The sequence below is a fragment of the Brevibacillus sp. AG162 genome (assembly GCF_006715575.1).
Taxonomy (GTDB): Bacteria; Bacillota; Bacilli; order Brevibacillales; family Brevibacillaceae; genus Brevibacillus; species Brevibacillus brevis.
In genome coordinates, this window is the sequence record NZ_VFNO01000001.1 from 827,800 (window position 1) to 851,998 (window position 24,199).

The window sequence follows — 24,199 nt, forward strand, 5'->3', positions numbered from 1 at the left end:
TGGATCAGAATACGAATATCAGCATAAGGACGTGAACACATTGACAGAAGAGAACAAAGACCTTGAGTTGGGCGATATCATTACATTGGACGATGAAAATGGTGAACCGTTGGGGGATTTCGAAGTATTGGCTATGTTCGACCTGAACGGTAAAGAATATATTGCCTTGGCTGAAGCAGTGGAAGACGAAGAAAGCGAAGAAGATGAAGAAGTGGACATCTTCGTATTCCAAGTAGACGGCGGCGAAATGGTACCATTGGAAGAGGACGAGGAGAGCACTGTTTACGCGAAGCTGAACGAAGTGCTGGAAGGTATCGAACTCATTAAAGAAGACAAGTAATCCGGTATGAATGAAACAAGCCACTGCTGGCGTTAGAACCCAAGCAGTGGCTTTTTCTTGCGGTCGATCAGTCATTCATTTTAATAATGTTATCCTTAAGGTCTCGTACAACGAGAAGGCAGGTGTAATCTGTATCCTGTAGTTCGCGAACCAAGGCAGAGCACTCATCTTTCGTAAGACCAAGCTTTTCGAGTCGCTGACGGAGTTCTTTACCGCCATTGTCAAAGAAATGCGCCATGCTGTCAATGTGACCGACGGCACTTTCAAAGTGGGTACTGTATTTATAAAAATTGTTTCGCTGATTGGAGTGATTTTTATCAGGATTCCATTTCAAAACCCAGATGTCATCACTGTTGTATCCGGCAGAATTTAACGCGTGAACGTCAGAAGCTAGCTCAGCATCATACTTGTGGAATTTGACGAACGGCTTGGTAGCACTGATCAAAAATATTCCCCCCTTTTTCGCCTCAGGAATCGATGCCTTACTAGGATGCCCAAAGCCAAAACGCGGATGAATGGAAATACCTGAGGCACGGCTGGAGTGCTACGCAAGAACAATGAGCATATTTTCCTTGATGGCAGCAGGATTTACACGGATGGGGGAAGAAATAGAGAAAGGGAAACAGATGTTTTGGTTTTTCATTTTGACCAATCTTCACCATAAGTGCTACACTAATTAATGGAATAGGCATGTCATGTACAGAACGAATGAGAAACGAGGAATACTGAGGAGAATCGGCCATCTCGCTAGGGGCGAGGTGGCTTTTTTGCCCCATTTTGCTACTGGCGTTGAATACTATGGGAACCATACGGTACAATAGCGATTAAGTGTTCGCTTTTATTAGGAAAACGTTCCTCTCATGGGGATTGAACCATCTCGGCGTTTTTCAAAAAAGGTGAATACGACGCTAGCCATCAGTAAAAAGGCATGAAAGTTTTTGTAGTGTCCGAAGAGTAGAGGGGAGAGCGCGATTGAAGGAAACAGAAACACAGCAAACATTAACGTATACGGAAGAAGATATTCAGGTCTTAGAAGGCTTGATTGCCGTTCGAAAGCGGCCTGGAATGTACATAGGCTCCACGGGCTCGCGTGGCCTGCATCATCTGCTGTGGGAAATTGTAGATAACGCCAAAGACGAGGCGCTTGCCGGCGTTAACGATAGCATCATCGTCACTTTGTACAAGGATGGCAGTGTCAGCGTAGAGGACCATGGACGCGGAATTCCAACGGGTATGCACAAGACTGGCCGACCTGTACCAGAAGTTATTTTTACGACGCTCCATGCCGGTGGTAAATTCGGTGGTGGCGGATACAAAAAAAGTGGTGGCTTGCACGGGGTAGGCTCCAGTGTCGTTGTGGCCTTGTCCAAATGGCTTGAGGTCGAAATCCACCGGGAAGGCAAAATTCATAAGCAACGCTTTGAATATGTGGTGGATGCAAATGGAACTGAACATGTCGGTAAACCGGTTACCGGTCTTGAAATCACAGGGAACACCAAACGTACAGGAACAACGGTACGTTTTCTGCCGGATGACGCGGTGTTTGGCAATGCTCGCTTTGACTATGAGACGATTCGTGATCGTTTTCGTGAGACGGCATTCCTTCTGAAAAAGCTGCGCATGGTTTTGATTGACGAGCGCGGACCTGAAAAGAAACGGGAAGAGTTTTACTTCGAAGATGGCTTGAAATCATACGTTTCTTACTTGAACGAGGGGAAAAATACGCTCCATCCGATCGTTTACTTCGAAGGGGAAAAGGACAATATCTACGTCGAGCTGGCTTTTCAGTACAATGACGGCTATGCAGAGACACTGGTGTCCTATGTCAACTCGATTGTAACAACGGATGGCGGAACACATGTTACGGGCTTCCGCAACGGTACGACCCGGATCTTTAACGAATTTGCCCGGAAAAAAGGGTACTTGAAAGAAAAAGACCCGAACTTGACTGGAAACGATTTGCGGGAAGGTTTCCTCGGTGTATTGTCATTGCAAATGGCTGACGTCCAGTTTGAGTCCCAAACAAAAGACAAGCTGGGGAACGAAGAAGCACGGGCAATCGTAGAGCAGATTGTTTCCGAAAAGCTAGGCTTCTTCCTCGAGGAAAATCCGGAAATAGGCAAGCTGCTGATTGACAAGGCATTGCGTTCTGCTGAGATTCGCGAAGAGCTACGCAAACAACGCGAAGCCCTTCGCGGAGACAAGAAAGGCAAAACCGCGAAAAAGCGCAAATCGATTTCGGAAAAGTTTACTCCGCCGCAATACAGAGACTCCAAGCGCAATGAGCTCTTCCTCGTCGAGGGGGATTCCGCGGGTGGCTCTGCAAAACAGGCGCGTAATTCAGAGTTCCAAGCCTTGTTCAGCCTGCGCGGGAAGCCGTTGAACACGGAAAAAGCAAAGCTATCCGAGGTATTGGCGAATGAAGAGTTCCGCACGATCCTAGAGGTGCTTGAAACCGATATTGGCGAAGAGTTTTCCATCGAAAACTGTGCATTTGACAAAGTGATTATCATGTCTGATGCGGACGTTGACGGCTCGCACATTCAAACGCTGCTCCTGACCTTCTTCTTCCGCTACATGCGTCCGATGATTGCAGCTGGTCACTTGTATATTGCCCAACCGCCTTTGTATCAGGTGAAAAAGCAGAGCAAGGGCAAGCAGACAGAGGCGATCTACTGTTGGAGCGATTACGAGCTGGAACAAGCGTTGAAAAAGGCTGGACGCGGTGCTGAAGTGCAGCGCTACAAAGGTTTGGGTGAGATGAACGCCGATCAGCTCTGGGAAACAACTATGGACCCTGAGACGCGCAAGCTCATTAAGGTTGAACTGGAAGACCTCGCTCACTGTGAGAAGCTGGTAACCGTTTTGATGGGTGACAAAGTCCCACCACGTCGAGAGTGGATTGAGAATCACGTCACCTTTGAAGTGGGGGAGGATGAATAAGCATGCTGTCCAATCAAATTATTAATCAGAGCTTCGCGGAGATTATGGGAAAGCGCTTCGGGGACTATGCCAACCTGGTTATTCTCTCACGCGCGATCCCGGATGCTCGCGATGGACTAAAACCGGTACAGCGCCGTATTTTGTATGCAATGTACCAAGAAGGCAACACGAACGATAAACCTTACCGTAAATCAGCGAAAACAGTCGGGTACGTGATGGGTACCTATCACCCGCACGGTGACTCGGCGATTTACGAAACAATGGTGCGGATGGCGCAATGGTGGAAAATGCGGCAGGTGCTCATTCAAGGCCACGGAAACTTTGGTAGCTTGGACGCAGACCCGCCAGCCGCTATGCGTTACACCGAATCCAGACTGTCGGCATTGGCCAACGAGCTACTGCGCGATATTGAAAAGGATACGGTTACATTTATCCCGAACTACGACAACTCCGCTCAACAACCGGCAGTATTGCCTTCACGATTTCCTAATCTTCTCGTGAATGGTGCTGCCGGGATCGCGGTCGGTTTTGCAACTGACATCCCTACTCACAATTTGGGTGAAGTCATCGATGCGGCAGTTGCACAAATGAAGAACCCGAATATCTCGCTGGATGAGCTGATGCAGCACGTCAAAGGTCCAGATTTTCCAACAGGCGGCATTGTTCAAGGGTTGTCCGGGATTCGCAAGGCGTTTGAGACAGGCCGTGGCCAATTTATCATTCGCGGGAAGACCCATGTAGAGGAGCCAAAAGGCGGCAAGATCAAAAAAATCGTCATTTCCGAAATCCCTTACGAAGTGGTCAAGTCGAAGCTCGTCGGCCAAATCGATGAGCTCGTAATGGAGCGCAAAATCGAGGGGGCACTGGCGGTTCGCGATGAAACTGGTCGCAAAGAGGCCGAGCAGAAAAAGGTCCGTATCGTAGTAGATATTCGCAAGGAAGCGGATGAGCAGGCGATTCTCAACTACCTGTACAAAAATACGGATCTGCAAATCTATTACAATTACAACATGAACGTGATTCATGAGGGGACCATCCGCCAGATGGGACTCAAGGCTTTGTTGGGGGCATATATCGACCACCAAAAAGAAGTCGTCACGAATCGCTGCCAATATGATCTGAATCGTAAGCAAAGCCGCGAGCATATCGTGGAAGGCTTGATTCGCGCCAAGTCCATTTTGCGTCAGATCGTCGATACGATTATGGATTCGGAAGACCGTGCAGATGCCAAGAAAAACATCATGGAGAAATACGGCTTCACCGAAAACCAAGCAGATGCGATCTTGAGCATTCAACTCGCTTCCTTGACACGTTTGGATATCGTCAAGTTGGAAAAAGAATTGGCTACGCTGGCAAAAGAAATCGAGGAACTGAAATCGATTTTGGCAAGCGAGAAAAAGCTGATTCAAGTCATTACAGGCGAGTTGAACGAGATCAAGAAAAAATACGCAGAAGAGCGCCTGACAGAAATCCAGGGCGAGATCGAGGAAATCAAAATCGACATCGCCATGCAAATTAATGCAGAAGATTGCATCGTAACCCTTACAAACGAAGGATATATCAAGCGGACGAGCCCGCGCTCCTTTAAATCAGTGGGGGGAACGCTGGAGACATGTGGGGTAAAAGAAGGAGACCGTGTCCGTTATTTCATGGAGACGAATACGTCCCATACTGCTCTCTTCTTTACCCAGGACGGTAAATACTTCGCCACCTTGGTCAACGCCTTCCCGGACGATAAGTGGAAGGATATTGGTTCCGCCCTCGTCAACATCATCCCATTGGAGAAGAATCAGCGAATTGTTGGCTTTACGATCGTAGAAAACTTCAAACAACCGCTGTATGTATACCATGTAAGTAAAAATGGATTGATGAAAAAGACGGCGTTGTCCGAATACGAAACGAATCGTTCCAGTGCGTTGGTAGCTGCGAAGCTGAAAGCAGACGATGACGAGTTTGTGAATGTATTTGTGGCTGACGAAGCTGGGGCGATACTCGGTGCGACGAAAGATGGCATGGGCATTCGATTCCAACGCAATGAAGTCAGCGCAACGGGTAGAGCATCGAGTGGTGTAAAAGCAATCGCACTAGCTCCTGGCGACGATGTCATCACGATGCTTCCGATTGAGGAAGACGATTCTCGTGCCTTTAGCTTGCTGACGGCTGAAGGGGTTGTAAAACGCACAGCCATTGCTGCGATCCCGCTCCAAGCTCGCGCAGGCAAAGGCGTACAGTTGATTCGTAAACGAAAAAATAATCCGCATGAGCTTGTTGCGATGTTCATCGAGGAAACGGTTTATGCCTGGACGTCGCAGAACGAATGGACCCTTGTAGAGACAGAGCAAGTGATCGTCAACGAGCAAGGTGGTATCGGCCGACAACTAGTCGAGGGTGGGGTAAAAGCAGTAGCTTTTGAAACCATTTTGCCTTCAGATGAACCGAAGGACGAAGCGACTGCAAAAGGTCCAGGAGACGGATCTGGCACAGCAGGACAACAGAAAACGTCGAATGCCCAGGCTAGCCTGTTCGATGGAGATCATCGTGAATAAAAGGAATGATGAATAGATGGCGTTTGAAGCCTTTGTTTCACCGCTAAGCTGGCAGCAGGTTTCTCTGCTCCTCGATACTGTGCAATATTTCGAAGACGCGCCAAAACTGCTTTCCCTTCCACAAGAGCAAGGAGCAAGTGTGCCTGTGCCGATTACGTCAGACACATTGAAGACGATGCTTGGTTGTCTGGACGAAGAGGAAGCATTTAGTCGCAAAGCTTTTTCATTGAAATGGGAAGCAGCTGAGGACGAAGGGAGTGGCTATCTGGTTGTCGAGCTTCCGAATGGACACACCGTGAGACAGCCAGCCGTTCTATCTGCTTTTTCTCCGGTTTAACAAAAAAACGCTTTGGTGACGCGCTTGCATTCATGACAGAATGTGAGCCGTTTAGCCAAAGCGTTTTTTTGCATACAAAAAGATTGCCAGCAATTGGAGTATGTGATACAGTTTGAACACGAGTTGTTGTGTAATAAAGTTAGTAACTTACCCAATTTTCATACTTACCAATGGAGGATGGAATCATGGAAAAAGTCATTGATCAAAAGGCTTTTATGGACGTCATTCGCGAGCGTCGTTCCGTACGTCATTACGATCCAACAGCAAAAATCTCGCGGGATGAGCTTAAGGAAATGCTGAAAGAAGCTACTTTGGCACCTTCCAGCTCCAATCTCCAGCCATGGCGATTTTTGGTTATCGATGAACAGCCATTGAAAGAGAAGCTGCTCCCCATCGCATTTAACCAAAAGCAGGTGGTAGAGGCTGCGGCGATTATTGCAGTCCTGGCTGATTATGAGGGCTACAAGCAAGCTGGGAGCATTTACAAAAAAGCGGTAGAAGCGGGCTACATGACAGAAGAAGTAAAAGCCACACTCATCGACAACATCAACAAGCGTTATGAGAATCGGGATCGAGCAATCATCAAGGAAATTGCTCTGGTAGACGGAGGTCTCGTCTCGATGCAATTCATGCTCGTTGCCAAGGCAAGAGGGTATGACACGGTGCCAATGGGAGGCTATAACAGCGAGAAATTCAAGGAAGCTTTCCAAATCCCGGATCAATATGAAACGGTCATGTTGATTGCAGTCGGCAAAGCGGCAGAGCCTGGTCATCCGACTACTCGCTTGGATGTAGAAGAGATTACGTTCTGGAATGAGATGCCGAGTAAATAAGCATGGAGAAATGGAATAGCCTTGGCCTGATATGATTTTTGGGCCTAGGCTTTTTTCACGTTTGCAAGCTTTCGAGGGACAGACATGCTGGCAATCAGGTGAAATGGGGCGTACAATAGGGGACATGACAGTAACGAGAGAAGCCGCAAACGAGCGAAAGAAGGGTGTAGGATGAAAAGATTGTTGGCAATCAGCGATATTCATGGGGAATTGGAGAAACTGGAATCGTTGATGGAGCAAATTCAGTACGATCCACAAAACGATCAATTGATCCTGCTAGGTGATTATGTAGACCGTGGACCAGAGTCGAAGGGGGTCGTCGACAAGGTGAAACAGCTTCATGCAGAAGGGGCAATCGTGTTGATGGGCAACCATGATCATATGATGGTCAAATCGTTCGAACAAGACCCTGTCTTTATCGAGCGTTGGTTCAGAAACGGCGCACAAAAGACGTTGGCGAGCTATGGTCATGCCGCAGCAGATATGGAGTCTGGTGCACCGGAAACCTTGGAAATCACCTCTTCGGTCAAAGAGCATCTGGAATTTTTGGGTGGCTTGGACTGTTATTATGAAACGAATGATTATATTTTTGTTCACGGGGGTGTACATCCCGAGACTCCGGTTGCAGATACTGACCCGTACCTGCTGATGTGGATTCGTGAAGAGTTCCATAAAGGCTATCAGGGGGAGAAGACCGTTGTTTTCGGTCACACGCCAACCAGTTATTTGCACGGTAAACATGATGTGTTTTACGGTGAAAATAAAATCATCGGGATTGATGGAGGTGCCGTATACGGCGGCCGTCTGCATTGCTTGGAGCTGCCTAGCCGAAAGGTTTATTCGGTAGAGTAATAGAGCATTAACGAAAGGCTTCCACCTCACTTTGCAAAGAGTGGGTGAAAGCCTTTTTGATATGCGTCAAGATAAATTCAGAGTAATATTGTAATGAATTTTATTTAAATAAATTGCAAAAATTAATAATTAAAGGCTTGTCTTCTAATATTTGGGATAGTAAAATATTCCCAACTCACTCATATTTTTATTGTTTACCATCATATTAACCCACGTGAATATTTGCATATTAATGACCAATTTCCCCTGCCATACTCGCTGAAATGTGACTGTTACTCTAATCGTCGCTCTTATTCTACTCCTAGAAAAGACAAAAGAACCAGCCATTTAAAAAAATCATTGATCGATACATTCGTTCCCGGAAAAAAGGAAAGAATCACCCATCTCATGATCGCGATGGTTTCTTACTGCATCATACTTCAAAAAAAATCAATTAAAGGGAATAAAAGTAAGTCGTGTATATCTGGTCGTTGCATTCCAAAGTGCTGAAAGAAAAAGAATTGGCTGAGCTATTTCTTCCGGGTGAGTGGCGATATGTTTTCCGGGTAAAAGTTCCTAATATTCAGAATGAAATAACCGTTTGCTTATGTGGGGTACCTGCCTTTGTGCTGCCCGGAAAAGAAAGCGGGAGACAGGCGATCGTACAACGAGTCACAGTTTGGGGGAAATTCACTTCTCTTGTATGCACGTGGGGAGCAAGAGGGAGCATTTGGAGTGGTTATGCTCACCAGGCAAGTGCTAGAAACTATCCAACACGGAACAAGGGAGGAACAACGCTTTGCATTTTGTTCAGACATTAGTAGAAGCGCTGGAATTGTGGAAGAACGAGGAACATAAAGGCGTTACCTTCATTTTGGGAGACCAGAATGAGGTGTTTGTTTCCTATAAAGAATTGTATGAAGAAGCCCTCGGCTATTTATTTGTCCTTCAAAGTAATGGAATCAAGCCTGGAGATGAGGTCGTTTTTCAAATTGAGGATAGTAATCTCCGAACTTTTGTCTGCCTTTTTTGGGGATGCTTACTCGGTGGAATGATTGCTGTTCCTATCTCTGTAGGGGATAACGAAGAGCATCGTCTTAAGCTGTTAAAGGTTTGGAAGACATTAATCAATCCGTATCTCATTACGACGGACAGCGTCTGGAAACGACTGGAGGATTTCTTTAGCAAACACAACTACCTGACGGAAATGGAATCATTGAAGTCGAAGTCCTTCCTGCTTGATGAGACTGGGAAAAAGGAAGAGAAGGGCACAATCTATTATCCTACTGCAGATCAAGTGGCCTTTATCCAATTTTCATCTGGGTCTACAGGAGATCCAAAAGGGGTTACCCTGACCCATGAAAACCTTGTCCATAATGTGCTTGCGATTAATAACAGACTTGGAACGACTGAGTCTGACTCATTTCTAAGCTGGATGCCCTTAACTCATGACATGGGGATGATCGCGTTCCATTTATCCCCGTTGTATGCAGGAGTTCAGCATTATTTTATTCATACCTCACTATTTATCAGGCGTCCTACGCTATGGCTGAAGAAAGTAAGCGAGCACAAGGCGACGATTACTTCTTCTCCGAACTTTGGGTATAAATATGTGTTGTCCAGGTTTAAACCGGAAGTGGCAGAAGAGTGGGATTTGTCTACGCTTCGCGCGATTTTAAATGGAGCAGAACCCATTGCTTCAGAATTAATCCATCATTTTTTGGAACAGATGAGCCCTTATGGATTGAAGAAAACGAGCATGCTCCCGTGCTATGGATTAGCAGAAGCCTCTGTGGGAGTATCGATACCTGATCAGAATCAGCGTTTTACAACGCTTTCTCTAGATCGTAGGTTTATCCAGGTAGGGAAGCCAATCAAGATGACGGATCATACAAATCCAGAGGCTCTCACACTAGTAGAAGTCGGTTACCCCATCGATTTTTGCGAGGTAAGAATATGTGACGACGAGGATCACGAGCTGCCAAGCGAAACGGTTGGCCATATCCAGATTAGAGGGAAGAATGTAACCGCTGGATACTACAACAACCCTGCTGCCACCGCAAATGTAATGACGGCTGATGGATGGCTCAGAACCGGGGATCTGGGTTTTATGCGAAAGAAACATCTTGTCATTACGGGGCGTGCCAAAGATATCATCTTCGTGAATGGTCAAAACGTTTATCCGCATGATATTGAGCGGATTGCTGAAGAAGTCGAAGGAGTCGAGCTTGGGAAGGTCGTTGCCTGCGGGGTATTCAACGAGAAAAGCAAAGAAGAGGATATTCTTGTGTTTATCCTTCATCGGAAAAGTGTAGACGAGTTCGTTGCGCTGTCTAAGAAAGTGAAAACGCATTTGAACGAGCGAACAGGATGGAGAATAAGCGAGGTCTTGCCGATTCAGCGCATCCCCAAAACAACGAGTGGAAAAGTCGAACGATATAGAGTAGCTAGGGAGTATCAGTCTGGAGCATTTCGCGATGTTTCCGAGGAAATGCAGCGCCGAATCACCGAACAGGAAAAAGAGGAAAGAACCGATAAATCACCACACTTGCGGGAAGAATTAGAAAAACAAATGCTTGCCATTTGCCGCGAGGTGCTTCAATCAGACAGATTGGGACCAAACGACAGTTATTTTGACGTAGGCGTGTCCTCTATGCAGTTGACCCAGTTAGCAGGGCGGATAGAAGAAGAGATGGGGATCACGCTGGCGGTAACAGATTTGTTTGCCTATCCGACGATCTCCAAGCTTTCTTGCAGTCTCTTCGACGGCGAACAAACAACTGATCGCATAAAAGAGACTGATACGAGCCAACAGATACACAAGGATATCGCTATTATCGGGATTTCTTGTAAGTTCCCGCAGGCTCAGGATGTGGATCAATTTTGGCAAAACATCCGGGGAGGAAAGGATTGCATTCATGAGCTTCATGGTCAGAGACGAAAGGACGCAGAACAATATGTTTCGCTGGTAAGAGGCGAGCAGGGTAATCCTAACCTTGTGGAGGGTGGTTATTTAGAGGAGATAGACAAGTTTGACTATTCGTTCTTCTCGATCACCCCGAAAGAAGCGAAGCTAATGGACCCCAACCAAAGGCTGTTCCTCCAGAATGCTTGGAATACGCTAGAGGATGCAGGCTATGGCGGGCACAAGCTTTCAGGGGAAAAAGTAGGGGTGTATGTCGGCTTCTCCAAGCTGGGATACGATTACGAACGCCTTTTGTCAGTGGTAAGTCCCAAAGATTTGCCCTCTTATGCAGTAGGCAACCTTCCTTCCATTATTGCAAGCCGCATTTCGCACCTGCTTGATTTGCGCGGCCCTGCTGTCACCGTGGATACAGCTTGCTCTTCTTCCTTGGTTGCGGTTCATATGGCGTGCAAGGCTATCCAAAACGGTGATTGTGAGATGGCATTGGCAGGTGGAGTCAAAACCATCCTGCTGGCGCAGAAGGCTGGAATCGGAATGGAATCCTCTGACAACCGTTCCAGAGCGTTTGACGATCAATCTGATGGAACAGGTTGGGGCGAAGGCGTAGCTAGTGTTCTGTTAAAGCCCTTGGAAAAAGCCATCGGGGACGGGGATCACATCTATGCCGTGATTAAGGGAAGCGCTGTTAATCAAGACGGCGTTACAGTCGGGATTACCGCACCGAATTCACAGGCCCAGGCAGAATTGATCGTAGACGCTTGGGAGGATGCGCAAGTCGACCCTGAAACGATTAGTTATATAGAGGCGCATGGAACGGGTACAAAGCTGGGGGACCCCGTTGAGCTGGATGGAATTCAGAGAGCATTCCGACAATATACACAGAAGAAACAGTTTTGTGGAATCGGCACTGTAAAAGCGAATATTGGACATTTATATGAAGCAGCGGGAATCGCTGGCTTGATTAAGGCTGTCTTGCAGTTAAAGCACAAAGAGCTGCCGGCCCTCGTCCATTTTCAGAAACCGAATCGGAATTTCGTATTTGAAAAGTCGCCAGTCTATGTGCAAAACAGACTGGAAAAATGGGAAACAGATGGACACCCGAGAAGATGTGGGGTTAGCTCGTTTGGGTTTAGCGGGACCAATAGCCACGTTATCTTGGAAGAGTATGTGCCGGTTAATGAAACAGAGATGACAGTCTCAGACGAGGTGCAAGTGTTTACCTTGTCGGCCAAATCCGAGTCAGCCCTTCAACGTCTGATTCAAAAGTACCAGGAGTTTCTTTCTTCCAGCGGACCGCTTTCTCTGTCTGATTTGTGCTTTACGGCAAATACCGGGAGAGAAACGCTTCCCTATCGGATTGCGCTCATTTTGCATAGCCGCAGCGATTTCGAACAAAAGCTCGACCGATTGGCGGTCCGGCTTGAAAATGATCGAGATGTTTTTGTCTATTCACCTGGTAAAAACCGCGTTCCAGATGAAACCGTTCATCTATTAAGTCAATCCGCTAGGGATGTGCAGGAAAAGTACCACAAGGCGAGTACAGAGATGAAGTATTCGTATGCAGCGACATTATGCGATTTGTATGTACAGGGAGCTATGGTTGACTGGGATGAGTTCTACCGAGATGGCAAAAAGAGAAGAAGAATGCCACTGCCGGTCTATCCTTTCGATCAGTATCGTTCTTGGATTACAGATGATGTGATCAGCATCATTCCAGAACAGACGAATACTCTTAGCGGAAATAGAGGTGCTACTGTGTCAGAGATAGGAACTGCGCCAATCGCAAAAGTTCTGAAAGAGTTGGTTCATCATGCTTCAGGTTTTGCTGTAGAAGAAATTGATCCATCCCTTCATTTTCTGGAGCTAGGCTTGGATTCTATTATGCTCGTACAAATCAATCGTGAAATTCAGGAAAAGTTTGGAGTGGTCATTCCGGCCCAAGAGTTGTTTGAAACCATTACCAGTGTTGATAAGCTAGCAGCGCACATCGCTCTGGAACTATCCAGTAGCCCGGCTGTGGCTTCTGCCAAACAAATGGAATGGATGGAAATCGAGCAACCGACAGCAAACGTAGTTGTGGAACAGAATGACGTTCAAAAAATTCAACAATCAGAGCCGAGCGAACAAACCATGAAAATGCCAGTCTCGAGCAGCGCAGGGGCGGTTGAAACCATTATCGAAAAGCAGATTTCGCTCTTATCTGAACACCAAAACCAAATGGCTACGCTGTTACAAAAGCAGTTGGAGCTATTGAACCAAGAACAAAGCTTTGTACCAAAACAACACGTGGAATCTGTGACTGTTGCTCCTGAGATCAAAAAAACTGAGGCAAAACCACCAGTCAAGGCGAATGAAGAGGAACGCCAAAAGCCATTTATACCGTACCAGCCACTGATGATCGGTGAACGAGGCAATTTTACACCGACACAAAGAGAGTATCTGAATGCATTCATTCAAAGCTATACGGAAAAGACAAAGCAATCCAAGAAGTATACGCAAGAGCACCGATTTGTTCATGCCAACAATCGCAATGTGTCTGGATTCCGTTCCTATTGGAAGGAAATGGTCTATCCGATCATTACACAGGCATCGGCTGGTTCCAAAATGTGGGATCTGGATGGGAATGAATATGTCGATCTAACGATGGGCTTCGGTGTAAACCTGCTCGGTCATAATCCCGCATTTATCATGAAGAAGCTGGAGGAGCAGATTCAATCTGATTTACCTCCGCTGGGTCCTATGTCGGATGTAGCTGGAAGAGTAGCGGAATTAATCAGCGAGCTAACCGGAGTGGAACGTGTCGCCTTCTACAATTCGGGGACAGAGGCTGTAATGGTGGCACTGCGCCTGGCCAGAGCTGTTACAGGCCGTTCGAAAATCGCATTATTCTCCGGCTCCTATCACGGTACATTTGACGGCATTCTGACTGTGGCTGATCCTGAGTCCCAGGACGGGAAGGCCATACCGATGGCACCAGGTATTACTCAGCATACCGTGGATGACGTCCTGGTCTTAAACTACAACCATCCAAAATCAATCGAGCTGATCAAAAAACATGCACATGAACTGGCAGCAGTATTAGTCGAGCCTGTTCAAAGCCGCCGTCCAGATTTGCAGCCGGTGGAATTCTTGAAGGAAGTCAGAGAGATTACAAGGAAATCGGGCACTGCCCTTATTTTTGACGAGATCATTACGGGTTTCCGTATACATCTTGGTGGCGCACAGGCGTGGTATGGAATAGAAGCTGACCTCGTTACGTATGGGAAAGTTCCGGGTGGCGGCATGCCGATCGGTGTTGTAGCCGGGAAAGCTGCGTTCATGGATGCAGTAGATGGGGGAACCTGGAATTTTGGAGATCATTCTTACCCGGTAAATGCCGAGAAAAAGACGTTTGTGGGCGGAACGTTTTGCACGCATCCACTGACGATGCATGCTGCGGTCGCTACGCTGGAATATTTGAAGGAACAGGGGCCGAAGCTTCAGGAAGCGTTGACTCAAAAGACCCTCTACTTGGTAGAAACGCTTAACGCGTATTTTAAGAACGAGCAGATTCCAATCCAGATGATTCATTGCGGTTCCTTGTTCCGCTTCGTATCGTTTACTGATATAGAATTGTTCTTCTATCACCTGATTAGCAAGGGCATTTATATATGGGAGGGCAGAAATTGCTTCCTTTCCACTGCTCATTCCGATGAGGATATCGAAAGACTGATCCAAGCGGTGAAGGAAAGTATTGAGGATCTGCGTCGAGGAGGCTTTTTGCCGGAGCCACCCCCAACTTCTCCGAATGGAGGACGCAAACAAAATCAAGTCGTCGAAATGACTAACTTTACGAGACGCGACGGGCAAAAGCCAGAGGCAACGCTTGTGGAAAGTGTGGGGGAACAACTGAGGCTGCCTCTTAGCCCAGAACAGAAACAAATGTGGTTTGCGGTCAAATATCGCGTGGAAGCATCCGCAGCTTTTAACGAGACAGCCTCAATTCAGGTCGAGGGTGAGCTTGATATCCCTGTGTTTGAGCAGGCTGTTCAAGCTATGGTGGATCGCCATGAAGCGTTGCGAACCATCATTGATTCCAACGGAGAGTATCAGGTGATACTGCCCAAGAGGGACATACGTGTTCGATTCGTGGATGTAAGCCACCTTTCATCCGAGGAACAGGAAGAAAAAAAGAAGCAGCTTTTGGAGGAACAAACAGGTACGCCATTTGAACTGTCTTCTGAGGACCCTCTATATCGGGTAAGTGTCATCAAGCTGGCTACCGCCAAATTCCTAACCTCCTACACCTTCCATCACATGATTGCAGATGGGTGGTCGATGGCTGTTTTTATAAAAGAGCTGGATGATATCTACTCGGCCCTTATACAGAAACGCCCAATAACGCTCGAGCCTTCCACACCGTTTTCTGCTTATCGCAACTGGCAAGAAGATCAGATGCAGAAACCAGCATTTCAAGAAGCGCTCGCGTACTGGAACGAAAAATTCGCAGATCCAATCCCAAAGCTCGTTTTTCCTTTGGAGCAAAGAGAAACGGGAAAACCATCTTTTACAGGTGAGCGAATTACTTTCAAGATCGACAGCAGCATCACAAGGAAGGCAAGAAAAAGAAGCATTCAAAACAAGAACAGTCTGTTTATTACCTTACTGGCTTCTTTTAACCTGTTCCTTCATCGTATTCTCGGAAATAGAAAAATGGTGGTTGCGATCCCAACTGCGGGTCAATCCCATATCGGCAAAATGTCCTTGATCGGAAACTGCGTTAATCTGTTGCCGATTTGCACGGAGATTGACGGCAATGATACGGCTGCTGATTATTTGTCCCGAGTGAAACAGGCGGTTGCGGAGATGGAAAAGCATCAAGCCTACTCCTTTGCCGCATTAGCGGAGAATTTGCCGCATCAGAACTTGCCGGAGCTTTCTGTGTTGTTCAATATGGATCGACCGCTTCACAACCTGACTTTTGCTCAAATGAAGGCTACGCTGTTGCCCAATCGGATCATTTACAGCAAGTACGATCTGTTTGTAAACGTGACAGAAGTGGGCGGAGAGCTTGTTGTTGATGTGGATGCACGAAGCGGGGTAGTAACCACGGAGATTCTTCGCCAGTGGGGAGTCTACTTTGCCAATCTTTTGCATCGTATTTCAGAAGACGACCAGGAAAAAATTCGTGCACTATCGCTTTTGCTGCCCGACGAGATGGAAAAAATGAAACGCGATTTCAGTGGCAACCTGGGCAAATATGCAGGAGAATGGACAGAGCTTTTGCAGGATATGCCAGATGATCAGGTAGGACGAGCTTCCCTCTATGTCCTGGATCAGTATGAGCAATTGGCTCCTGTGGGTGCGGTTGGACAGGTGTATCTGGCTAATGGGGGATTCGAGCATGCAGACCCGTCTCATTGGCTGCGAACTACGAAATCTGCTGTTCTGCTAGGAAATGGAGAAATCCAAATGATCCATTCATCCGATCGGCTTGCAGGGCAAAGAAGCACGAGCGGCAGAGAAGCAGAGTCGGCTGGAACGGCGACCGAAGAGACCATCAGAGTCATTTGGCAGGAAATCTTGGGAAGCTCCCCGATGTATCTGGATGATAATTTTTTTGAACAAGGCGGGAACTCCTTACAAGCGACTGTCATGCTCAGTAGAATCTACAAGGAATGCCACGTGCAAATTCCTTTGCATCAAATTTTTCAATCGCAGACGATACGTGAATTAGCCAAATATGTAGACTCGTCAAAGCAGCAAGCTTTTACTCCCATTCGCTCATGCGAGTTGCAGCCATACTATAAGGCTTCTTCCGCACAGAAAAGGATGTATATCCTCCAAGGTCTGGATGGAGGAACCGCCTATAACCTGTCGGGTTACATACAATTGGATGGGGAACTGGAACTTGATCGTCTGATTCACTCTTTGCAACAGGTTGTACAAAGACATGATTCTTTCCGGACCAACTTTGTCATCAGAGATAATGAGGTCGTGCAAGTTTTACATGACGATTTGCCATTGGATATTGAGGTTGAACAACTGGACGAAGAGGATGTAAATGAGGCAATTCGCAACTTTATCCAGCCTTTTGATCTTAGCAAAGCACCGCTTATTCGGGCGAAAATCTTCCAAGTGTCAGCCAAGCGCTTCATAGTGGCTGTGGACATGCACCACATTATTTCGGACGGCTATTCTGTCTCTCTGTTTATCCGTGAGCTGCTCCATACGTATAGAGGAGAATCACTGCCGGAGCTCAGCGTGACGTATAAAGATTTTGTGGCATGGGAGCAAGAGAGAGAGCAGTCAGAACAGCTTTTGGCTCAAAAAGAGTACTGGCTGAAGCAATTTGGCCAAGGAGAGCTCCCTGTATTGAAGTTTCCCGTTGATTACCAAAGACCGCCGGTTCAAACCTTTGAAGGTGACCGCTTGACAATGGGAATCGGTGAGGAAGTCAGGAAGCAGTTACTCCAATTGGCTAGGGAAACTGACACGACCTTGTACATGGTATTGCTTGCTGCTTACAATGTATTGCTTTATCGATACACGGGGCAGGAGGAGCTGATTGTCGGTTCTGCTGTGGCGGGAAGACAACACCCTGATTTGGAACGAATGATTGGCATGTTTGTAAATACGTTGGCGATTCGCAACTATCCAACAGGAAGCAAGACCTTTACGGACTTCCTGCAAGAAGTGAAAAATCAAGCCATCCTTGCATTTGAAAATCAGGAGTACCCGTTTGAAAAACTGGTTGATTCTCTTCAACTTAACAAAGATTTGAGCCGGAATCCTCTATTTGATACCATGTTTGATTACCATTATGAATCCTTTGACGATGTGGCCTCAGATGATTTCAAAGTCACGACGTATGAATATCCAAAGGGCGTGTCCCTCTTTGATCTCAGTCTTGATGTGCATGATGACGGGACAACGCTCACTTGTCAATTTGATTACAGCACGCATCTGTTTAAACGCGATACGGTTGAGCGAATGGCCAATCACTTTGCCATGATTCTTCACTCCATTCTGCAATCTAACGAGAGTTGTCTAGCTGATTTGGAGTACTTGTCCAGCGAAGATGTCAAGCAGGTTGTCGCCGACTTTAATCATGTGAGGAAGCAAATACCAGCTCCTCTCTACCCAACATTCTATGAATGGTTTGAGGCAGAAGCAAAACGCCATGCAGAGCAAGTCGCTGTCTCTTACGGGGAAGAGCAGATCAGCTATCAGGAACTCAATGCAAAAGCAAACCGTCTGGCCCGGACTCTGCGTGATCAGGGTGTAAAGCCAAACAGCTCCGTTGCGATTTTGGCCGAACGATCGATTAACATGGTTGTCGCTGTTCTGGCTGTCATGAAGGCGGGTGGAGCCTATGTTCCGATTGATCCTCAGTATCCGAAGGACCGTATTTCGTTCATGCTGGAAGACAGTCAGGCAAAGGTCATGCTGGTCAATCAAAATGGACAGAGTGGAGTAGATTTCAGCGGCGCCATTATCGATCTGGACGCAGAGGCAAGTTACATAGAGGATTCGTCCAATCTCGACGCCATCTCCGGACCGAGTGATCTCGCGTATATCATTTATACATCCGGCACTACTGGCAAACCCAAAGGGGTCATGATCGAGCATCGCAATCTGGTGAGTGTAGCCAATACATGGCGGTATGAGTACGAACTTGAACAGATGAATGTGAATCTCTTGCAGATGGCGAGTTTCTCTTTTGACGTATTTGCAGGGGATTTGTGCAGGGCCTTGCTGCATGGTGGACATTTGGTGATTTGCCCGAGTGATGTAAGGATTGATCTTCCGGCCCTTTATCAGTGGTTGACCCGGTACGAAATTTCCTTATTTGAATCGACACCAGCACTTGTTCTTCCTTTTATGGAGTACGTTTACCAAAATGGATTGCCGCTCGATCATCTGAAACTGCTGATTCTTGGTTCAGATACTTGCCAAAGCGAAGCGTTTGTCCGCTTGGTCGAGCGTTTCGGGCAGATCAAAATCATCAATAGCTATGGGGTCACGGAGGCTGCTATTGATTCGAGCTACTTCGAAATGGCTGGCGATACCGAAATGACAACCGGAAATGTTCCGATCGGAAAACCGCTGCAAAACACAGAATTTTATGTGTTGGATTCCCAATTGCGGCCACAGCCGGTGGGCGTGTACGGTGAACTATATATCGGGGGAGCAGGTGTTGCGCGGGGTTATCTGAACCGAGAGGAATTAACCCGTGAGCGCTTCATCCAAAATCCTTTCCGTCCTGGTGAGACCATGTATAAGACTGGCGATATTGTTCGCTGGATGGCAGATGGAAATATGGAGTTTGTTGGTCGTTCGGACTACCAATTGAAGATTCGTGGATACCGTGTGGAGCTGGGCGAAGTAGAAAATCAACTGTTACGGCATGAAAAGGTTCGCAATGCCATTGTGCTTCCGAAGTCAAAGGGAGATGAATCCGTTGTATTGTGCGCGTATTACACGACGGATGAGGGAGTAAGTCCATCCGAAATCAAAGGGTTTTTAGCCGATTCCCTGCCTGAGTTCATGGTACCAACCTTTATCATCCAATTGGCAGAGTTGCCTGTGACGCCAAATGGCAAAATCGATCGTAATGCTTTGCCGCAGCCCGATCTGTCTAAGCTGATATCCGAGGAATACGTAGCGCCTGCGACAGAAAATGAAAGGAAACTTGCAGGAATATGGCAAGAGGTCTTGGGGATCGAACGAGTCGGCGTTTTGGATCGTTTCTTTGAAATCGGTGGACATTCTCTGCATGCTGCTATTCTTCTTGCCAAAGTGAACAAGGAGTGGCAGGTAGAAATTCCGCTGCGAGCCGTGTTCCAAAATCCTACCGTCAGGAGTTTTGCCCACGTCCTTTCTGAAGCGACTCAAGCAGAAATGCCGTTGATTTTGGCGGTTGGAAAACAAAAGCATTATGAGCTCTCTCCTTCACAAAAACGGATTTTCACCGTTCAATCACTCGATGAAACGAGTGTGGCCTATAACATGGCAGGCGCTCTGGTTCTTTCCGGGCAGCTGGATTCTGCGGCATTGGAAAACGCATTCCAGTCTTTAATCCAAAGACATGAGGCGTTCCGTACGTCCTTCGACTACGTAAATGGCGAGCCGAAACAATTTGTCCATGACTCTGTCCGTTTTGCCATCGATCATGCTCACGCAGAGGACAGTCCTGAAAGTATAGAGAATCTCATTCGAACGTTCATTCAGCCATTCGAACTGAGTCAGGCACCATTATTGCGCGTCAAGCTGGTAAAACTCGTGGAGGACAAGCATTTACTCCTGATTGACATGCACCACATCATTGCAGATGGAACATCGGTGAGCATTGTGATTGATGAGTTAAATCAGCTGTATAACGGGCAAAACCCGGAACCACTCACCGTTCAGTACAAGGATTATTCGGCTTGGTTGAAACAGATCAAGACGACGGGGCAGTCGCATAGGCAGGAGAAGTTCTGGATAGATGAATTCAGCGGGGAACTACCTGTCATGAATCTGCCTTCGGACTATCAGCGACCGCAGTTCCAAAGCTTTGAAGGGAGTACGGTCGAAAGCGAGATTGAGGCGGATGTATCCCGCAGATTGCACGACTTGGCGAAGGAAGCAAACGTGACGGTCTTTTCGATTCTATTGGCGGCGTACAACGTTTTGTTGTCCAAATATACCGGGCAAGAGGACATTGTCGTAGGGACCCCAGTGGCAGGACGAAACCACACCGATGTTCAAAATGTGGTGGGAATGTTTGTGAATACACTTGCTCTGCGAAATTATCCAGCAGGCACCAAAACGTTCCGCGAATTTGTCCAAGAGCTAAGTGAGAAGTCACTACTGGCGTTTGAACATCAGGATTATCCATTGGAAGACCTGATAGAAAAGCTTCAAGTTAGACGTGACCCAAGCAGGAATCCGTTGTTTGACACCATGTTCTCCTATGACAATGTGGCAGATACGGCCTTTGACTGGAACAGGGTAGAGGTCAGGCTTTATCCGTTCCAAACGAAAATATCCAAGTTAGACATCGTCATGAATGTCGAGACGAGAAATGAAAGCTTTTTTGTGGAGTGCGAATATAGCACCAGTCTATTTAAGCATGAAACGATGGATCGTTTTATCAACCATTTTACCAACGTACTGCAGCAGGTAGCTGCGAACATGGATATTCTTGTGGGCGAGATTGACCTCATGTCTCCGGAAGAAGTGCAGTTATTGGACAAGCTCAGTAATGATACCCAGCGAGAGTATCCTGTGTTGCAACCGATCCATGTTGCCATCGAGGAATCAGCCAGACTTTACCCGAATCGAATTGCCGTTTCCTATCAAGGCTCGACAATCACTTACCAACAATTGAACGAGAAAGCCAACGCAGTCGCTTCTGATCTGCTGAAACGCGGTATAGGAAAAGGCAAGTATGTACCAGTGCTTATGGAAAGAAGTCTGGAATTGGTCATATCGCTATTGGGTGTAATGAAGACGGGAGCAGCGTTTTCACCACTGGACATTCAGTGGCCTGTCGATCGACTCCAGTCTGTTATTGCTGAGCTGGGTAGCGAGTTCGTATTCGTAGAATCTGGACATGCCTTTACGGAAACGGATTTGGGAGCGAAATTGGTCGTGATTGATCAGGGGCGCCTGACACCGGAAGCGGAAAATCCAAACCTGTCCGTTTCGCTGGAAGACCCCATCTATGTCATTTTTACTTCTGGCTCAACAGGCAAACCAAAAGGAGTCGTCGTACCGCATAGAGGGATCGTCAACCGCTTTAACTGGATGGATGATTATTTTGGACAAGACGCAGCGCAATCTGTCCTTCAAACCACCAACCATGTATATGACAGTGCCATTTGGCAATTCTTCTGGCCGCTGACCAATGGCGGAAAAACCGTTTTGCCTACTACAGGGATGACTGTCTCGGCTGATTACATGGCTGGAATCATTGAAGAAGAGCAAATTACCTTAACTGATTTCGTCCCATCTGTTTTTAATGTGATCGTGAATCAGTTGGCTGAAAATCTCGAACTGCAGGGCAAATTACAATCGCTCAGAAAGATCATTATCGGCGGCGAGGAAATTGTTCCGTCTGCGGTTTCCAAATTCCTGAAAATATTCCAGTATGTATCTCCGACGAATTTGTATGGCCCGACAGAAGCAAGTATCGGATGCATTGCCTATCAAATTACGGGAGAAGAAGATCGCATCCCGATTGGAAAACCGATATTCAACACGAAAATCCTTCTACTCGATGCGTACGGAAAACGAGTGCCAATAGGTGTTCCTGGAGAAATCTACATCTCAGGCATGCCGCTTGGATTAGGTTATTTGCATAACGAGCAGCTAACGAGACAGAGCTTTGTCGATAACCCATACGCGGAACCCGGCTATGAAAAAATGTATAAGACAGGAGATCTGGCTGTCTATTTACCGGATGGAAACATCCACTTCCTGGGCAGAAAGGATTTCCAGATCAAAATCAGGGGATATCGAATTGAGCCAGGGGAAATTGAAAGCAAGCTGCTTTCGCTGGAACAGGTAAAAGAAGCAATCGTTATCGCCAGAGAAGAAGAAAATGGAAGCAAATACTTATGCGCGTATATTGTGACAGAGCATGAGCTTGCAGCTGACGAGTGGAGAGACCTGCTCGCTAAAGATTTGCCAGATTACATGATTCCTTCTTTCTTCGTTCGACTAGACGCTATGCCGATTACCGCTGTCGGAAAAGTGGATCGGAAAAAACTCCCTCTTCCTGATCGCTCTCTCTTGGTGGAGGAACACATCGTCGAGCCGTCCGATGAACAGGAACAAATCATGGTCACCATCTGGAAGGATGTGCTGGGGCTGACGCAAGTAAGTGTGACCCACAACTTCTTTGAGCTTGGGGGAGACTCCATTAAAGCCCTTCAGATGATAGCGAGATTGAGGAGTCATGGGTATGAGCTCCGATTGAGAGACTTGTTCCAAAACCCGCGCATTCGCAGTGCAGCAAGGTATCTCCAGACGCTGACCAGACAGATTGATCAGGGGCAAGTAATGGGAGCAGTAGCGTTGACACCGATCCAGATGAACTTCTTTGAACAAAACCACCAGAACCCGCATCATTATAATCAATCTGTCATGTTGTTCAGTGAAGCTGGCTTTGATCCAGAGCTGGTTCAACAAGCATTTACGAAGCTGATTGAGCATCATGATGCTTTGCGAATGAAATTCCAATTGAATGAGTCACACATTGTCCAGGAACATCGGAAACTGGACGAGTGCCTGGTTCCCATGATGATCAGGGAGTTCTCGGCTCAAAACGTAGAGGAGATGGAACAAGCTGCGCAGCTCATACAGGAAGGGATTCATTTGACGGATACTGCGTTGGTAAATCTTGGTCTTTTCCGAACAGAAGATGGAGATCACTTGTTAATCGTGATTCATCATCTCGTTGTCGATGGGGTCTCATGGCGGATTCTTCTAGAAGATTTCCATGCGGTGTATGACTCCTTGCTGCAGAAAGAAGAGCCTGTTTTGCCTATGAAAACCGATTCCTATCAAACATGGTCTGAAGAATTGCAAAAATATGCGCAGGGAAGCGAGATTCAACAGGAAATCGAATATTGGAAGCAGGTAGAGGAAATGCCATTCTCTCCACTGGCAAAGGCGGAAACGATTGGGGCACCGCTTATGCAAGAGACAACAGATGTCACCATCGAGCTTGATGAAGCCTACACAGAAAAGCTGCTGAAGCAGAGCCATCAGGCTTATAACACCGAAGTGAATGATTTGTTGCTTGCGGCGTTGGGCTTGGCGGTAAAAGAGTGGGCGGGGATAGAGCATGTGCTCGTCAATCTGGAGGGACATGGCAGGGAAGAGATCGTGACGGGCATCGATATTTCACGCACCGTCGGATGGTTTACAGCCCAGTATCCATTCGTACTGGATATGAGCCGATCGGAATCTCTTGGCTACCAGATCAAAATGGTGAAAGACAGCTTGCGACGTGTGCCGAACAAAGGCATTGGGTACAGCATTTTACAGTATCTGTCTGTGAAACAAACCGATGTTCCGTTAACGTTCCAGGTAAAGCCCGAGATCAGTTTTAACTATTTGGGACAGTTCGATACAGACTTGGAATCAGGAAGCTTGACGACTTCCTCCCTTTCGCCGGGCCGAGAAATCAGTCCGACCGCCATTCGATCCTTTGCGCTTGATGTGAATGGAATGGTGATGAATCGCAAGCTGACCCTTACTTTTACGTACCATCGTGAAGAGTTTGAAGAAGGAACCATTCAGCGCCTCGTGGATGCCTACCGAGAAAAGATCGTAGAAATCATTACGCACTGCTTATCGAAAGAGTCAGTCGAGCAAAGCCCAACAGATTTCACATACGATGAGCTGTCCATTGAGGAATTAGATCATCTTTCCCAACTGCTGGGTGAAAAAATTCAATGATAGATGGTG

Annotated in this window: 8 protein-coding genes; 7 read left to right on the top strand and 1 reads right to left on the bottom strand. The window is 47.0% G+C overall.

Going from position 1 to position 24,199, the window contains the following annotated elements:
* The first annotated feature begins 40 nt into the window (after positions 1-40).
* On the top strand, positions 41-340 hold the full coding sequence (locus FB479_RS04080; protein WP_007718819.1) for a DUF1292 domain-containing protein: 300 nt from the start codon (positions 41-43) through the stop codon (positions 338-340).
* Positions 341-407: 67 nt separating this feature from the next.
* Here FB479_RS04080 and FB479_RS04085 read toward each other — a convergent pair whose 3' ends face one another.
* Positions 408-785, bottom strand: a complete 378-nt coding sequence (locus FB479_RS04085) for a YflT domain-containing protein (RefSeq protein ID WP_106656493.1) — start codon at positions 783-785, stop codon at positions 408-410.
* A gap of 527 nt (positions 786-1,312) precedes the next feature.
* Between FB479_RS04085 and FB479_RS04090 the strand changes: the two genes are divergently transcribed.
* From FB479_RS04090 to FB479_RS04115, 6 genes are all read left to right on the top strand, one after another.
* Positions 1,313-3,283, top strand: a complete 1,971-nt coding sequence (locus FB479_RS04090) for a DNA gyrase/topoisomerase IV subunit B (RefSeq protein ID WP_106656492.1) — start codon at positions 1,313-1,315, stop codon at positions 3,281-3,283.
* Between the two features lie 2 nt (positions 3,284-3,285).
* Positions 3,286-5,829 carry a DNA topoisomerase IV subunit A gene (parC, locus tag FB479_RS04095; RefSeq protein WP_142062599.1) on the top strand — a complete coding sequence of 848 codons (2,544 nt, stop codon included), beginning with the start codon at positions 3,286-3,288 and terminating at the stop codon, positions 5,827-5,829.
* Between the two features lie 16 nt (positions 5,830-5,845).
* Positions 5,846-6,166: a hypothetical protein gene (locus FB479_RS04100; protein ID WP_106656490.1), complete on the top strand. Its 321-nt coding sequence runs from the start codon at positions 5,846-5,848 to the stop codon at positions 6,164-6,166.
* Positions 6,167-6,351: 185 nt separating this feature from the next.
* Positions 6,352-6,999 carry a nitroreductase family protein gene (locus FB479_RS04105; RefSeq protein ID WP_142062602.1) on the top strand — a complete coding sequence of 216 codons (648 nt, stop codon included), beginning with the start codon at positions 6,352-6,354 and terminating at the stop codon, positions 6,997-6,999.
* 171 nt (positions 7,000-7,170) lie between these two features.
* Entirely contained in the window at positions 7,171-7,851 is a 681-nt protein-coding gene (locus tag FB479_RS04110; RefSeq protein WP_142062605.1) for a metallophosphoesterase family protein, read from the top strand.
* Positions 7,852-8,629: 778 nt separating this feature from the next.
* Positions 8,630-24,190: a hybrid non-ribosomal peptide synthetase/type I polyketide synthase gene (locus tag FB479_RS04115; protein WP_142062610.1), complete on the top strand. Its 15,561-nt coding sequence runs from the start codon at positions 8,630-8,632 to the stop codon at positions 24,188-24,190.
* Positions 24,191-24,199: the final 9 nt, after the last annotated feature.

Coding starts and splice junctions, on each gene's coding strand:
- parC (WP_142062599.1), top strand. CDS start 3,286: ATGCTGTCCAATCAAATTATTAATCAGAGCTTCGCGGAGATTATGGGA.
- FB479_RS04100 (WP_106656490.1), top strand. CDS start 5,846: ATGGCGTTTGAAGCCTTTGTTTCACCGCTAAGCTGGCAGCAGGTTTCT.
- FB479_RS04105 (WP_142062602.1), top strand. CDS start 6,352: ATGGAAAAAGTCATTGATCAAAAGGCTTTTATGGACGTCATTCGCGAG.
- FB479_RS04110 (WP_142062605.1), top strand. CDS start 7,171: ATGAAAAGATTGTTGGCAATCAGCGATATTCATGGGGAATTGGAGAAA.